This is a genomic window from Calidifontibacillus oryziterrae (genome assembly GCF_000331575.1).
GTDB lineage: Bacteria > Bacillota > Bacilli > Bacillales > Bacillaceae_J > Calidifontibacillus_A > Calidifontibacillus_A oryziterrae.
On record NZ_KB223527.1, the window covers coordinates 1,090,646 to 1,106,107 of the forward strand.

General features: G+C 35.2%; 14 protein-coding genes. 3 read left to right on the plus strand and 11 right to left on the minus strand.

Annotated elements, in window-relative coordinates:
• The first annotated feature begins 334 nt into the window (after nucleotides 1-334).
• Nucleotides 335-2,053, plus strand: coding sequence for an IS1634 family transposase (locus D612_RS0114020; protein WP_017755013.1), 1,719 nt, complete (start codon nucleotides 335-337; stop codon nucleotides 2,051-2,053).
• Nucleotides 2,054-2,266: 213 nt separating this feature from the next.
• On the opposite strand, the gene tpx is transcribed toward D612_RS0114020, so the two are convergent.
• The 5 genes from tpx to sppA form a co-directional block, all read right to left on the minus strand.
• Entirely contained in the window at nucleotides 2,267-2,767 is a 501-nt protein-coding gene (gene tpx, locus D612_RS0114025; RefSeq protein WP_017756115.1) for a thiol peroxidase, read from the minus strand.
• A 201-nt stretch (nucleotides 2,768-2,968) separates the two neighbouring features.
• A complete protein-coding gene (gene ytfJ, locus D612_RS0114030; protein ID WP_017756116.1) occupies nucleotides 2,969-3,451 on the minus strand; it encodes a GerW family sporulation protein in 483 nt (160 codons plus the stop codon).
• A complete protein-coding gene (locus D612_RS0114035) occupies nucleotides 3,387-4,103 on the minus strand; it encodes a DUF2953 domain-containing protein (RefSeq protein ID WP_017756117.1) in 717 nt (238 codons plus the stop codon). Before D612_RS0114035 ends, ytfJ begins: the two co-directional genes overlap by 65 nt.
• A gap of 146 nt (nucleotides 4,104-4,249) precedes the next feature.
• Nucleotides 4,250-4,750, minus strand: a complete 501-nt coding sequence (locus tag D612_RS0114040) for an RDD family protein (RefSeq protein WP_017756118.1) — start codon at nucleotides 4,748-4,750, stop codon at nucleotides 4,250-4,252.
• A gap of 13 nt (nucleotides 4,751-4,763) precedes the next feature.
• Nucleotides 4,764-5,780: a signal peptide peptidase SppA gene (sppA, locus tag D612_RS0114045; RefSeq protein WP_017756119.1), complete on the minus strand. Its 1,017-nt coding sequence runs from the start codon at nucleotides 5,778-5,780 to the stop codon at nucleotides 4,764-4,766.
• 298 nt (nucleotides 5,781-6,078) lie between these two features.
• Between sppA and D612_RS0114050 the strand changes: the two genes are divergently transcribed.
• Nucleotides 6,079-6,885: an NAD kinase gene (locus D612_RS0114050; protein WP_017756120.1), complete on the plus strand. Its 807-nt coding sequence runs from the start codon at nucleotides 6,079-6,081 to the stop codon at nucleotides 6,883-6,885.
• A gap of 107 nt (nucleotides 6,886-6,992) precedes the next feature.
• On the opposite strand, the gene mbcS is transcribed toward D612_RS0114050, so the two are convergent.
• The 4 genes from mbcS to D612_RS0114070 form a co-directional block, all read right to left on the minus strand.
• Nucleotides 6,993-8,570, minus strand: coding sequence for an acyl-CoA synthetase MbcS (mbcS, locus tag D612_RS0114055; RefSeq protein WP_017756121.1), 1,578 nt, complete (start codon nucleotides 8,568-8,570; stop codon nucleotides 6,993-6,995).
• Nucleotides 8,571-8,839: 269 nt separating this feature from the next.
• On the minus strand, nucleotides 8,840-9,049 hold the full coding sequence (locus tag D612_RS0114060; protein ID WP_017756122.1) for an alpha/beta-type small acid-soluble spore protein: 210 nt from the start codon (nucleotides 9,047-9,049) through the stop codon (nucleotides 8,840-8,842).
• A gap of 95 nt (nucleotides 9,050-9,144) precedes the next feature.
• Nucleotides 9,145-10,362: a tRNA uracil 4-sulfurtransferase ThiI gene (thiI, locus tag D612_RS0114065; RefSeq protein WP_017756123.1), complete on the minus strand. Its 1,218-nt coding sequence runs from the start codon at nucleotides 10,360-10,362 to the stop codon at nucleotides 9,145-9,147.
• Between the two features lie 5 nt (nucleotides 10,363-10,367).
• The gene (locus tag D612_RS0114070) at nucleotides 10,368-11,510 is read right to left on the minus strand and encodes a cysteine desulfurase family protein (RefSeq protein WP_017756124.1); all 1,143 of its coding nucleotides are present in this window, start codon (nucleotides 11,508-11,510) and stop codon (nucleotides 10,368-10,370) included.
• Between the two features lie 237 nt (nucleotides 11,511-11,747).
• Here D612_RS0114070 and brnQ point away from each other — a divergent pair, with 237 nt between their 5' ends.
• Nucleotides 11,748-13,088: a branched-chain amino acid transport system II carrier protein gene (gene brnQ / locus D612_RS0114075; RefSeq protein ID WP_017756125.1), complete on the plus strand. Its 1,341-nt coding sequence runs from the start codon at nucleotides 11,748-11,750 to the stop codon at nucleotides 13,086-13,088.
• 32 nt (nucleotides 13,089-13,120) lie between these two features.
• Here the strand turns inward: brnQ and D612_RS0114080 are convergent, their stop codons facing one another.
• On the minus strand, nucleotides 13,121-13,561 hold the full coding sequence (locus D612_RS0114080; RefSeq protein WP_017756126.1) for a hypothetical protein: 441 nt from the start codon (nucleotides 13,559-13,561) through the stop codon (nucleotides 13,121-13,123).
• Nucleotides 13,562-13,631: 70 nt separating this feature from the next.
• On the minus strand, nucleotides 13,632-15,320 hold the full coding sequence (ezrA, locus tag D612_RS0114085) for a septation ring formation regulator EzrA (RefSeq protein WP_017756127.1): 1,689 nt from the start codon (nucleotides 15,318-15,320) through the stop codon (nucleotides 13,632-13,634).
• Between the last annotated feature and the right edge of the window lie 142 nt (nucleotides 15,321-15,462).

Here is a 15,462-nt window from a genome sequence, read left to right on the forward strand (position 1 = left end):
TCTAATGTTTTATTGTAGCATTTGCAAAAGACGACTGCCACCAATTACGTCTATAGTTTACATACCAATCTGCAAAAAAAACCACAGTGTTAAAGACTGTGGCATAAGACCATTGCTTCTTCATATATTGAATTAGTTAGCAATTTTAGCGGCTTCAATTGCCTTTTCATAATTTGGATGATTAGTTGCGGGAGTTTGACACTTAGAATTAATTAAAAATGCTAGAAGCCTTGATAGGGCTTATTTTTTTTGTCAATTTTTCTGTTTTAATATTGAGTACTATTTAGTACTATGTTATTATATAGGTAGATTATAGGGAATCGAGGAGTCGACTATGCGAATAAAAAAGAGCATCTCTAAACATTCTGTTTCTTATTCAGTTATTGAAAATGTCCGTGATGTAAACGGAAAGTCAACCACTAAAGTGGTCGAAGCTCTTGGTAATGAGGATGAGATTCGTGCCAAGCATCCTGGTGTAGACCCAGAAGAATGGGCACGAGCCTATGCGAAAAAATTAACGGAAGAAAAGAAAAAAGAGAAGACCCCTATTATAGCCAAATACCATCCTCATAAAATGATTGATCAGCATCAACGTCGTTCTTTTAATGTTGGTTATTTGTTTTTACAATCGATTTATTATCAACTAGGTTTATCGCAAGCAATGAAAGTCATTCAAGAAAAATATAAATTTCAGTACGATTTAAATGAGATTTTATCCAAAATAATTTATATGCGAGTGCTACACCCAACCTCTAAAAAGAACTCTTTTGAACAAGCAAAATCTTTATTAGAGGGGATTCATTGCCAGCCACATCAAATGTATCGTGCACTAGATATCCTGCAAAAAGAATCAGATTTTATTCAACAAACTACATATAAAAACAGTTTAAAATTAGTCAATCGCCACACGAAGGTTTTGTATTATGACTGTACAAACTATTATTTTGAAATGGAACAAGAAGATGGAGATAAACGGCATGGCATCTCTAAAGAAAATCGCCCTAATCCAATTGTTCAAATGGGACTATTCATGGATGCCTCAGGCCTCCCTCTAGCTTTTTCTATTTTTCCTGGGAATGAAAATGAACAAGGTTCACTCAAACCTTTAGAAAAGAAAATCCTCAAGGATTTTGAATTATCGGAAATAGTTGTTTGTACGGATGCCGGCTTGTCATCAGAAAAAAATCGTATCTATAATACGTTGGGGAATCGGGGATTTATTACAACACAATCCGTAAAAAAGTTAAAAAAACACTTAAAAGAGTGGGTACTAGATCCAGAAGGATGGCACATTACCCCTGGTGATAAAGCGATTCACCTTTCAGAAATTGATGACAGCTCCAACAATAAAACTACCTATTTTAAAGAACGTTGGATTAAAGAAGGCGAATTAGAGCAACGATTACTTGTCACTTTTTCACCGAAATATAAACATTATCAGCAAACCATTCGTGAACGGCAGATTGATCGGGCATTTAAAAAAATAGATATGCCGTCGGCTTTAAAAAAGAAAAGACCAAATGATCCAACTCGTTTTATAAGTGCGCACCATGCCACAAAAGATGGAGAAATTGCTGATAAAACGCATTTTTCAATAGATGAAGCAGCAATCCAAAAAGAAGCTCAATACGATGGTTTTTATGGGATTTGTACAAACCTAGAATCAGATCCATTAGAGTTGATACGTATCAATCATCAACGTTGGGAAATTGAAGAAAGCTTTCGTATCATGAAAAGCGAGTTTAAATCCAGACCCGTTTATGTGAAAAAAGATCAACGAGTAGAGGCGCATTTTCTAACGTGTTTTCTCTCCTTACTGATTTATCGCATACTCGAAAAAAATTTAGATGAACAATTCACTTGTTCAGATATTATACAAACGTTACGTGATATGAGAATGATGGAGCTATCAGGGGAAGGCTACATTCCGCTATACGAACGAACGGATTTAACCGATAAGCTGCATGAAGCATTTTCTTTTCGGACTGATTATGAAATTGTTCCAACAAAAAATATGAAAAAAATTTTAAAACAAACGAAAAAAACAAAATAGTACTCATTTTTCAACCAACTAAAAAACCTTCCAGCACCCTATTATAACAAGGGTTTGGAAGGTTTTTCGCTAAATTAACTGTCAAACTCAGGATTGTAGCATTTGCAAAAGACGACTGCCACCAATTACGTCTATAGTTTACATACCAATCTGCAAAAAAAACCACAGTGTTAAAGACTGTGGCATAAGACCATTGCTTCTTCATATATTGAATTAGTTAGCAATTTTAGCGGCTTCAATTGCCTTTTCATAATTTGGATGATTAGTTGCTTCAGATACATATTCTACATATGTGATGATATCATTACTATCGACTACAAAAACCGCTCTTGTAAGTAGACGAAGTTCTTTTATGTAAACTCCATATGCCTCTCCAAAAGAAAGATCGCGATGATCAGATAATGTTTGCACATTTTCAATCCCATTTGCGCCACACCAACGCTTTTGTGCAAATGGTAAATCTACACTTATCGTTAATACCTTTACATTTGTTAAATTAGAGGCTTCCTCATTGAACCTCCTTGTTTGTGCATCACAAACACCTGTATCTAACGATGGAACTACGCTTATGAGACGGACATTCCCTTTTGTCCCATCCAGTGTAACTTCAGATAAGTCATTTGCTAAAACTGTGAAATCTGGTGCTCTATCGCCAACCTTAACTTCATTTCCTACTAGTGTTACTGGATTACCTTTAAATGTTACGTTTGCCATCTTATTTTCCTCCCCTAAAGCACATTATAATTAAAAAAACTATCTTAAAAATTTATATTCCCTCTAAAGGAAAATAAGAAACATCTTTTTCAATTCCCAATACCTTTTTGAACCTAATCCACATGAAAAAAGTCTCAATAAAGAAAGCTTTTCTAAATTGAGAACTATTTATTATCCAAATTTATTTGTATATTGTCCCTTTTAAATCGGTGGTTCATGCTGCTGCTTTTCTGATTCTTCCTTTTTGTTATCCTTATTTTGATCCTTATTATTACTTAACATACTTTGAATCTTATCTACAGCTTGTGGTGCTAAGTCTAACAACCGTTCATACAAGTGGGTACTCTCATCAAGATGAATCATTTTAACCCCTGATGAGTTAACAATTAAAAATGCGATTGGTGTAATCGAGACTCCCGCACCACTACCACCACCAAAAGGGAGAGTATTTGCACTGTTTGCTCCGTCACTGCTATCTCCACCCTGTGTTTGTCCTTGACTTTGTCCTTGTAATTGAAACTCACTTCCACCTGCCGCAAATCCAAACCCTACTTTGGAAACTGTTAAAATTACACTTCCATCTGGTGTCTCGACTGGATCCCCAATAATTGTATTTACATCAATCATTTGCTTCAAGCTTTCCATAGCTGTTGTCATTAAGCCTTGAATTGGATGTTCTGACAAGTTGACTACCTCCTTTAGTATTTCTCCAATATTTCACTACACTTAATGCCGCGACAATAGCATACCCGATCCGAAATGAAATCATACATTCAAATCGTGTTTGTAACAAATTCTCTTGAAAATATGGAGTCACCATTACGTTAGGAGTGGACATTAATTTCATATACTTACTTACTATACCGATTATTCCACCCTTAAGCGCCCAAATCGTCCCCACAACTATTCCAGTATGAGCTGCATCACCAAGGCCAACTAAACTTTTCCATTCAAGCTTATGAACAGAAATATGCCTCATGAACTTTTTTACTATGACATGGAGATGAATAACTTTTTCTAAAAATTGCTTAGCTTTTTTCACATTATTGATTATTTCATTTGGAGTAATCTTTTGTTTATCCTTTGAAAGTAGCGGTTTGTTTTTATTATTTCCGATATTTTGCTTCGTTTCTATTTCTAAAGATGCACTATCCTTATCAAAGTTTATGAAAGGAACGTTGTAGGTGTATGAGATTAAACCATATAAAGCCTTTATTGTGATCTTAATATGGTTATTGTCCTCTGTGTGTAAAACATCTATTTTTATCTTTATCTTTAAAAATAAAAGTAAAATAAAAAGCAAAATGACTGCCAAACCTATTAAGACCCAATTCATACTCCTTCACCACCCTTTCACTTTCCATTATCACCTCTCAGAAAAACAAATAAACCTGCCAAGTGTAATCCCTCAGCAGGTTTATAGTATGAAATAATGTGAAAATACTGGATATAATATCAACTTAAATGCCTAGTAATATACAATTACCAATGAGAAAGCGTCAAACCTCTACGTTCTTGAACGACTACAGTGTCGGCAATCCAATCATGCCAGCCCTTTTTCCTTGCTGAAAACCCAGCTACAATAAATCCTAAAAAGAATACCGTTTCACTAATAAATTTCCCAACTAATTCTCTAAATACGACTGTACTCCAGGTTAGCTTTTCCTCTGTTTCATTAACAACTCTCAATCCAAATATCATTTTCCCAAGCGTTTGCCCAAAATGCTTAGTCATGATGATGAAATAAGCATACATAATTAACGCTGTTAAAATGGCAGAAATTGAAAACAGACCCGAATCATCCATAGGGACATTTTGCCACCGTAAAAAAGGGGCAATTAATATCCGATTTAAACTACCAACAACGATTAAATCAATCATAAACGCCCAGAAGCGCACCCAAAATCCTGCAAAAACAACAAATTTATGATCCATTTGTTGTGATTTCTGTTCATTTATAATTCCGATCGTTTGTTCTTCCATTTGACATCCCCTCCTATCGTGCATAAAGATACATTAGTCGTGGAGAATTAGGTTGACTAAGCATATTTGATATATTCGTTAATTCAAAATCAAGGTCACCCACAAACAAGTGTTGACTCATTGAACTAAACAGTGAATCAAAACCAAATGAAACTCCGTATCTTACAACTGAAACATCGCCCACTTCTTCAAGATCTTTCATCGCAGCAATTGTTTCATCTAAATAACCAAACTCATCAATTAAGCCTAACTCCTTTGCTTGGCGACCATCATAAATCCGTCCGTCGGCAATTTCCCGTACCTTATCTGGAGACATATTACGACCGTTTACAATAACATCGACAAATCCTTCATAAGAATTATCAACCATTTCTTGAAGGATACGTCGTTCTTCATCAGTTATCTCACGAGTCGGACTCATAATATCCTTATGCTCTCCACTTTTTATTGTTTCAAACTTCACACCATACTTCTCTGCTAATTGAGCGTAATTGATACCCTGCATAATTACACCTAAAGACCCTGTTAATGTTTCGGGACTTGCAAAAATTTTATCCGCAGGAGCAGATATATAATACCCTCCTGAAGCTGCCATACTTCCCATCGAGATATAAATCGGTTTTGAATAATTCTCCTGAATATCTACGATCCGATCATGCAATTCTGCACTTTCCGAAACTCCACCACCAGGTGAATTCACTCGAATGATAATGCCTTTTACACTATCATCCTCCCCTGCATTTTGAAGCATTTTTAAAAACTTACGATGATTATATGTAGGTGATTCAAAAAATGCTCCAATCTCACCGGTATCTTGAATTACTCCATTAACATCCAATACAACAATACTTCCAAATTCTGAGCCTTCCTCAATTATAGTTTCAGTAAATTCCTTGTTCATTTCTTCCATCCAACTGAATCGCCAATCGTCCTCATTATTAAATGCTAGTGAAGTTAGAAAATTAACCCCCAATGAAAAGAAAAATAATATAACTGCTATACCAAGCGCTAACCACCGCTTTCCATTCAAGAAAAACTCCTCCTTATAAAGTTAATAAAGGTTCATCCGGAAATAATGTAAAAAGTTTCCTAAATCCTTCATTAGTTTACCAAATTTAAAACTGAAAATCTTTATGAATTTTATATCCGATTATTACTTTTTAATGATTCATAATCTCTCTCCTCTAATTATTAAGTCTTGTCTTCTTTTATCCAACGATTATTTTTTAAATAAAGAAAGATAGAATTAGTATAGTTTCTTATTATATAAGCAAATCATAATATAGACAAAGAATTACTAGTTAATCTTTCAAGGAGGACCATAACATATGCCTAATCGTCGCAATTTATTCTTTTTTTATCATCATAATGATCAAACTAATCAACAAGTAGAACAACTAAAAAAGATTGCTGCAGACAATAATTTCTTTGTAATAGAAAATGATGAAGAAGCAAACATTGTAGTAAGTATTGGTGGAGATGGTACATTTCTGCAAGCAGTTCGAAAAACAGGCTTCCGTGATGATTGCTTATACACAGGTATAAATAATACGAGCTCACCTAGCTTATATGCCGATTTCAATATAAATGAAACAGCTAAGCTACTAGATGCTATGTCAAATGAAAATATAGAAGTACGCCGGTATCCTACGATAAAGGTGACAATAGATGATCATACATCGTTCTATTGTTTAAATGATTGTTCGATTCGGTCTTCAATTATAAAAACATTTGTTATGGATGTATATATAGATAATCTTCTTTTTGAAACGTTTCGCGGGGACGGCATGGTGGTAGCTACACCTACTGGAAGTACTGGTTATACGAAATCACTTAAAGGTGCTGTCGTAGATCCAATGCTTCCATGTATTCAATTGAGTGAGCTTGCTTCATTAAATAATATAAAATATCGAACATTAGGATCTTCATTAATATTGAGTGGGGAAAGAGAATTAACCCTTAAAGTAGTTCAGGATGGTAATGATCATCCAATTATCGGTATGGACAATGAAGCATTAAGCATTCAACATATTAAAAAAATTTCAATAAAATTAGGAGACAAACGAATTAAAACTGTAAAACTGAAAGATAATTCCTATTGGGAGAAGGTCCACCGAAAATTTATTCAGCAATAATTGAACAAAAGCTATAGGCGCCCTGATTAGCGACGTATAAACTGGAATTTGCTAAACAATCAAAAAAGCTGGAAGATTTTTTGATCTACCAGCTTTTGTACGTAATACTATGCTTTTTTCGCTAACTCCTGTTGACGAAGCTCAACGCGGCGAATTTTACCAGATGTTGTTTTCGGTAACTCATCTATAAATTCAATTGCACGCGGATATTTGTACGGTGCTGTCAATTCTTTAACGTGATCTTGTAATTCTTTGACTAATCCGTCACGATTCTTATCGACACCATCTCTTAAAACAACAAACGCTTTAACTATCGAGCCCCGTACCTCATCAGGGCTAGCAACAACTGCACATTCTTTTACAGCTGAATGTTTGACTAATGCATCTTCAACCTCAAATGGTCCAATTGTGTATCCTGAACTTATAATAATGTCGTCGCCACGTCCCTCAAACCAGAAGTAGCCGTCTTCATCCTTTTTCGCTCTATCACCAGTAATGTACCAATCACCGCGAAACTGCATTGCCGTTCTTTCAGGATCTTTATAATAGTTTTTAAACAAAGCTGGTGTTTCTCTGTGAACAGCAATATCTCCTACCTCACCTACTGCACAAGGCTCTCCATCTTCGTTTACAATATCAACTCGATTCCCTGGAGTAGGCTTACCCATTGAACCAGGTTTGACCTCCATTCCTTCCAATACACCAACTAGTAATGTATTTTCAGTTTGCCCATACCCATCGCGAACAGTAATATTAAAATACTTTCTAAACGTCTCAATTACTTCACGATTCAGAGGTTCTCCTGCTGAAACAGCGCTGCGAAGATTTGGTAAATTATAATCATTTAAATTCTCAACCTTCGCCATAACTCGATATTCTGTCGGCGTGCAGCAAAGAACATTAACATTGTAGTCTTGTAATAATTGTAAATATTTATTCGCATCAAATTTCCCATGATAAACAAATCCTGTTGCTCCAGAACCTAACACAGACACAAATGGACTCCAGATCCACTTTTGCCAACCTGGGGCAGCTGTTGCCCAAACTATATCACCTTGTTTAATTCCTAGCCAACCACTAGCAGCTGTTCTTAAGTGAGCATACCCCCATCCATGTGTATGAACAACTCCTTTCGGATTCCCTGTTGTTCCTGAAGTATAGGATAGAAACGCCATGTCATCCGCCTTTGTATCCGCTTTCACAAGTTCGTCACTTGCAGCGGCTTCAAGTTCATCTAAATACTGCCAGCCCTCTACCTTCTTACCTATAACAAATTTAGAAAAATCAATATCGTTAATATGATTAAACTCATCTACTAGAGAATCAATACTAATAACTGCCTTCATTCCTCCGTGCGTTAAACGGTAACGAATATCTTTTTCACGGAGCATTTCCGATCCAGGGCTGACAGCAATTCCTGCCTTAAGACATCCTAAGTAAATTGCATATGCGTCAATAAGACGTGGAACCATAATAATTGCCTTGTCACCTTTTGTCAAACCGGCTTTTAATAAAGCGTTTCCAATCCTATTTACTCTTTTCATTAAGTTTGCATATGTAATCTCATCCTTGTTACCTTGCTCGTCTTCCCACTTAATCGCTACTGCCTCTGGGTTTTGCGCAAATCGCTCTACCTCTTCTACTAAGTTATAAACTTCTGGTGCTAATAAATCTTCTCTTTTCATTCCTTTCCCCCCCCAAGTTTTGTGGTTTCTAAACATTCCAATTCGTTGCGTTACGCTGAGCGGTCGCTCAATTTGTTTGCACAAAAATGCAACTTATATAGAATATATTAACCTAATAAGTATTGTACTAAAAACTTATAATTTTTTGAATACAATATATTGTCCTTTTAGTTAAAAATTTTAAACAAGGTACTTATACTTACTTAATTAATATCAAAAAGGGTAAGTCTGAAGACTTACCCTATGCCATTTATATATTCAATTTACCGTTATCTTCCAAAGCCTGCCATTTGTTGTTGAGCCATAGAAACGAGACGTTTTGTAATTTCTCCACCAACTGAACCATTTGCACGAGAAGTTGTATCTGCTCCTAGGTTCACACCAAATTCTTGGGCAATTTCATATTTCATTTGATCAATGGCTTGAGAAACCCCAGGCACTAATAATTGGTTACTGTTGCTACTTCTTGTATTAGGCATTTTGATTTTCACCTCCTCAACTGTTGTGTTAATAGAGTGTGAAAAAGCAAAAGCCTTCATACATAAAAACCGTTGGTAATTGTATGCAAAATCACCTAAAATAATTCTTCAAATTGTTGGTCAATATTATGAATTTTAGTAGAACTCTCAATATCGATTACTTCTATGTTACATATAGCTTCACTGATCATTTCTTTCATTTTCGATAACCTTTGCTCATAAAAATTAATTCTATCTTTTTTCGGTTTTGTTTTTGGATCAGAGGGAAGAAAAATTGTACAACAATCCTCATATGGTCGAATTGATATTTCATAAGTATCAATCATATGGGCAAGCTCGATAATTTCTAATTTATCCATAGCAATCAACGGTCTAATAATTGGGAAATTTGTAACTTCATTGATTGTATTCATACTTTCCATAGTTTGACTTGCTACCTGACCTAAGCTTTCACCAGTAGCAATCGCTAAAGCCCCATTATCTATCGCGACCTTTTCAGCAATCCGTAACATCATTCTTCGCATCGCTGTCATTGTATAGCTTGAAGGAATATGTTTATGTAGCTCCTGCTGGATATCAGTAAATGGAACGATATGCAAGCGGATTCTACCACCGTACTTTGTTAGTTTATGTGCTAGATCAATCACCTTTTGCTTTGCCCGTTCATTCGTAAATGGTGGACTATGAAAATGGATCGCTTCAATTTTAACACCACGCTTCATTGTCATGTACCCAGCAACAGGACTATCAATTCCACCTGAAAGCATAAGTAGTGCCTTCCCATTCGTACCAACCGGAAATCCACCGGCTCCTTTTTCAATTTTACATGTAATAAATGTTACTCCTTTACGCACCTCAACACGAACATTTACATCAGGTTGGTGGACATCAACTTTTATGCCATCGGTGTTTTTAAGGATATATCCACCTACTAAATGATTTAATTCCTGCGAGCCAATCGGAAAAGATTTGTCAGCACGTTTAGCTGTTACTTTAAATGTTTCGGCATCTGGCTTTGCTTCCTTTAAGGCTTTTAGAGCACCTTTTTGGATTTCCTCAAGCTCGCTTTTTGTTTTAATAGCTAAACTAAAGCTTTGAATGCCGAATACTTCTTTTAGTATATTACTAATTTTTTCGTGGTCTTCTCCATTTAAATCAATGTACATCCGGTCTTTCGTACGATTAATAACAACATTTGGAAAATCCCTCAACTTATTTTTTATATTCCCTTTTAAAACCTGGGAAAATCTTGACCGGTTTTTCCCTTTTAATGACATTTCCCCATAACGAATTAATATATGATCATATTCCATTTTTTCTACCCCATGACATTTTGTAATTTCGGTACTATTTCGTCTAAAGCTTTTAGAAATTCATCCGCTTCTTCTAGTGTATTATCAAATGATAAGCTAACACGTATCGCACTTTTTGCTCGTTCTTCTCCTAATCCTGCTGCTAATAAAACTTTACTAGGCTGAGCAAGCTTTGAAGAACATGCTGATCGGGTTGAGACATATATATTATGTTTACTTAAACTATGGATTATTACTTCTGGTTTCACCTTTAATACTGAAAAATTTATTATATGCGGTGCCGAATTAGTTAGTGACGTATTTACGATAACACCACTGATTTGATTTAAACCAGCAATTAACTTTTCTTTGATCTTTATTAAAAATTGCGTTCGTTCCTTTGCCTTGTCTAAGTTAATTCTTAACGCTTTTGTCATTGAGACAATTCCAGCGATATTTTCTGTTCCAGACCGTACATTCATTTCCTGGCCACCGCCACTTAACAAAGGTGCTAGCTTGACACCCTCACGAACAAACAAAATGCCTGTTCCCCTTAAAGCATGAAATTTATGACCAGATATAGAACAAAGATCGACCCCACATTCCTTCATATTTAATGGTACTTTCCCAATTCCTTGAACATGGTCCACATGAAAGAATATTTTAGGATAATTTTTAAGGAGCTGCCCTATTTCTTTTATCGGTTGTACAGATCCTAATTCGTTATTCACATGGATTATAGAAACTAATATCGTATCAGTTTGAATCGCTTCTCTTAGCTGTTCGATATTAATTATACCGTTTTTGTCTACAGGAAGATATGTGACTCTATAACCTAGTACTTCAAGTTGTTTACAAGCTTCGCTTACGGATGGATGCTCAATACTTGTAGTGATAATATGCTTACCACGCTTTTTATGACCTATGGCAACACCCTTGATAGCGAGGTTATTCCCTTCGGTCCCACTGGAAGTAAAGATAATTTCAGTTTGTTTTACTCCTAGCATCGACGCAGTTAATAACCTTGACTGCGTTAACAATTTTTCAGCCTCACTTCCGAGCGAATGAATGGATGATGGATTGCCAAAGTATTCTATAGCTACCTTCCCGTATGCTTCTACTACATCTTTATAGGGTTTTGTCGTTGCACTATTGTCAAAATAAATCAATGGATTCACCTGATCTTATATTAAATTTGCATTTACATATAATATCACAAACAACTTCTATTTTGAAACCCGTTGGTACAAAACATCAATTGATAATTCCACATTATCAAACAATTAGAAAATATTTAAACATTATAATATTTTTTTAATATAGCATTTTTTCATTTTTTTATGATAAGATGTTTATTAAATTCTTCAAATTATCTTAAAACTTAACAACTAGGAGGTCCCCATATAATGAAAACCATAACAGCCAAGAAAACACTAGCAGTCGGGCTCATGCTTTTTGCCCTCTTCTTTGGTGCTGGAAATATGATATTCCCACCTGCACTTGGACAAGCAGCTGGAACTAATATATGGCCCGCACTTATTGGATTTTTAATCACTGGTGTGGGTCTCCCGCTTTTAGGTGTAACAGCAATTGCCATTAGTAATGGTGATTTACAGCAAATTGCAAATCGTGTTCACCCGATATTTGGTATGATATTTACCACTATCGTCTATTTAACAATAGCGCCTTTTTTTGGAATTCCACGAACAGGTACGGTATCTTTTGAGATCGGAATTATTCCTTTTTTACCAGTAGGATTCAAGCACAGCGGTGTAGCCTTGTTTATTTTTACTATTCTATTCTTTGCCACCACATTTTGGTTGGCTCTTAATCCGTCAAAATTAGTTGATCGCATCGGTAAAGTACTTACCCCAGCACTATTAATCATTTTAATAATTCTTGTCGGGAAAGCATTTATCCAACCGATGGGTTCAATTTCGGCGCCAATGGATGCATATACTACATCCCCGTTATTCAAAGGCTTCATTGAAGGCTACTTAACGATGGATGCGATAGCAGCACTTGTTTTCGGTATAGTTATTATTACAGCAATAAAAGACTTAGGCATTACTGACAAAAAAGTAATTACAGTCACAACAATCAAAGCTGGAATCATTGCAGCTATTGGGCTTGCACTAGTCTACATTTCATTAGCCCTACTTGGTGCTACTAGTACAAGTGTAATTGGTGTTGCAGAAAACGGTGGTCAAATTCTATCTGGAGCAGCAATCTATTATTATGAATCTCTTGGTACGATCATTTTAGGCTTAGCAATCACGTTTGCTTGCATAACAACGTCTGTAGGGTTAGTTTCATCGTGCTCAGAATACTTTACAAAGATTTGGCCAAAGCTTTCTTACCGTAGCTATGCTGCAATTTTTTCATTTTTTAGTATGATTGTTGCGAATGTCGGTCTAACTCAATTGATTAAAATATCTGTTCCGGTCTTAGTGACTGTTTATCCAATTGCCATTACTTTAATCATTTTAACGTTCCTCGATCGTTATATTAATAGTTCCAAATTTGTATATAGAGGTGCTGTAATAGGTGCTGGATTAATTAGTATTTTTGATGGACTTGTTGCTGCTGGTTTGGTAGGTAAAAATATTACACAGCTGTTATCTAACGCTATGCCACTTTATAGCGAAGGTGTTGGTTGGATTATCCCAGCAATCATAGGAGCAATCCTTGGAATTTTTATTGAAAAAACAAATAATAAAGCCCAACAAAATAAAAAAGCTGCATAAAAACGAGGCTGTCTATTGACAGCCTCGTTCGTTTACTCAATCGTGATATTGCTTATATTAAGCGAATAAAGTAGGGTATCTATTGAGATTATTTTATTCTCCGAAATATTTTTCAATTCCTCCGTTGTTAACCCTTCTATTCTAATTGACATTTGTTTATCTGCATCCACCTGCTCGACCTGATGATGAGCAATATATTTTTCATTACTGCGTTCCCTCAAAAATTCAGATGTGTCTACGTCATTTCGCGCATTTGGCTGTGTTAAATGCTCTAGAGCAATAATACGATTAGCAGCCCTTTCAGCCTGGATTACTGGGGAATCAATGACTAATTGCACGATTACAAGTGACCAAACAGAAATACAAATGATGGCCATAACAACAACAGTTATTATTTGTAGCAAGGGAGGAGATCCTTTGCCTACAATATCAATATCATTAGCAGTTTTGATCACATTAGACATATATATCATTTCCATTCTTCCAAATTAAAAGGTATAAATTATGCGCTTACCTCGCCATTTTGCTCAAGTCACATTTATTTTACTGAGTTTTTACCAATTTATTTAACTTTTTTAATGCATCAGGGTCTATTTCTTCAATTGCTGTTGCAGCTTGTTCTAATGCCAAATCATAGTCATACATTCGGAAAACATGCTCAGCTTCTGAAAGCTTTGCAGCTAAAATTGCATATTGGCTGCGATAGCGGTTACCATATTGAATGACCTTTTCAACTAAAATAGCCTTTTCAACAGTATCTTCTGTTTTTTCATATAGTTTATTAACTGCTTCCTCTGCTTCAGCAAGTAAATTATTAACTGCATACATATCTAAAGGATTTTCATCAAGCTTAAAAGCTACTGCTCTTAAATTTGATTCTGCTGTATCGAAAGCTCTTATTAAAGCTTCCGGAAGTCCTGGTAAGTGGTTATTCCTAATTAAGCTTTTGCAATCAATTATTGTTTTCCTCATATTAATAATTTTTTCTTTTGCTTCTCGCTCATCTTTTCGCAAAGTGTGAAGCATTTCAGTAAATTGTATGTACAAATCATTAACACTTTCGATACTATCCTTAATTTCCTCTAGATCATCACGTAGCTTTGTTGCCGGTTCATTATTTTCTTTAAAGTTATTCACTAACTCTTCGTATTTTAATGTTATTTGCGCAACCTTTTTTTCAATTTTACGCTGGTCTTCAATATCTTTATCCTTCAAATGATAGATTTCTTGGACACTTTCTGTTTCTTGTTTTGACTGTATCATCTTTTCCTGCCAATCTTTTATAATTGGCTCAAGTCCATTATATTCTTTTGATACAATGTGCTTTGCGATAACTTCTCTTTCTAAGCAATCATAAATTTGTTCAATTCTGTCCTGAATATCAGAAATTCCTTCTTTTACAATCTCAATCTCGGTTTGTTCAAGCTTACTTAAATATGATTTCAACTCGCCCTCAATTTTAGTAAGTTCTTTATTTATTTCTAAATGATCAATCACATAGCCTGCTTCAATCATTTCAGCCTGACCTTTTCTAATCTCATGAATCTGCGAAGGTAATTCAGTTTGACATAAACTAAGTAACCTTGGCAAATCTATCAGTTTTAGCCCTAAACTTTCAAGTTCCGAGCGGATTCCAAGCACCATTTCACGAGCTTCCAAGTAATTTCCGCCTTGTGTGGTTACATCAAATTCTGTAAATTTATTTGTAATTTCTTCTAATTCTTGCTCTAATTTAATAATCGCACTTCCGAACGTATGCCTAGCTGTAAGCATAAGTTTTCGATGCTGTTTCATTATACCCTTCAGTTCTTCTATTTCTATTTTATTTCTTTCTTCGCTACCTACCAATTCCTGTAAATCCGCTAAAATACCAGCAATTTTCTCATCGATTTCCTGTAGTTTTATTCGGATACTATTATTTATTCCATTTGCTTTTTTAAACATGTATCGATCTGCAGCTTCTTCAGCATCAAATAACAGTTCCTCTATAGCAGGCAATTCATTTGTTATAATTTCATCCCAAGCCGTTCGCCAAACCTCGAATTTTTCCTCAGTTTGTCCGGTCATGTTCAATTGTTTTACTTTGGCAATTTCATCAGTAACAGGACGGTTCATTATATTAATTTTCCAGTGCTCTAGCTTATCAACTTCGTTGTAAATTTTCTTTCTCATCACAAACCCGTATATGATTATTGCTAATAAAATTATAATAAATATTAATAAGTACTCCATAATTGCCTCCTTACTCCCTACTAATCATTATAAAACAATCTGAACATGTCTATAAAGACAGAAGGCGAATTTTAAATAAACTTTAATATAATGCACTTTTCAATGATTTTATGATACCATGTAAACAACAATTTTGCGCCAA

Excerpts from the sequence above, each read along its gene's own strand:
- D612_RS0114080 (WP_017756126.1), bottom strand. The coding sequence starts at position 13,561 with ATGATATATATGTCTAATGTGATCAAAACTGCTAATGATATTGATATT.
- D612_RS0114020 (WP_017755013.1), top strand. The coding sequence starts at position 335 with ATGCGAATAAAAAAGAGCATCTCTAAACATTCTGTTTCTTATTCAGTT.
- brnQ (WP_017756125.1), top strand. The coding sequence starts at position 11,748 with ATGAAAACCATAACAGCCAAGAAAACACTAGCAGTCGGGCTCATGCTT.
- mbcS (WP_017756121.1), bottom strand. The coding sequence starts at position 8,570 with ATGAAAAGAGAAGATTTATTAGCACCAGAAGTTTATAACTTAGTAGAA.
- D612_RS0114050 (WP_017756120.1), top strand. The coding sequence starts at position 6,079 with ATGCCTAATCGTCGCAATTTATTCTTTTTTTATCATCATAATGATCAA.
- D612_RS0114035 (WP_017756117.1), bottom strand. The coding sequence starts at position 4,103 with ATGAATTGGGTCTTAATAGGTTTGGCAGTCATTTTGCTTTTTATTTTA.
- tpx (WP_017756115.1), bottom strand. The coding sequence starts at position 2,767 with ATGGCAAACGTAACATTTAAAGGTAATCCAGTAACACTAGTAGGAAAT.
- D612_RS0114040 (WP_017756118.1), bottom strand. The coding sequence starts at position 4,750 with ATGGAAGAACAAACGATCGGAATTATAAATGAACAGAAATCACAACAA.
- ezrA (WP_017756127.1), bottom strand. The coding sequence starts at position 15,320 with ATGGAGTACTTATTAATATTTATTATAATTTTATTAGCAATAATCATA.
- D612_RS0114060 (WP_017756122.1), bottom strand. The coding sequence starts at position 9,049 with ATGCCTAATACAAGAAGTAGCAACAGTAACCAATTATTAGTGCCTGGG.
- thiI (WP_017756123.1), bottom strand. The coding sequence starts at position 10,362 with ATGGAATATGATCATATATTAATTCGTTATGGGGAAATGTCATTAAAA.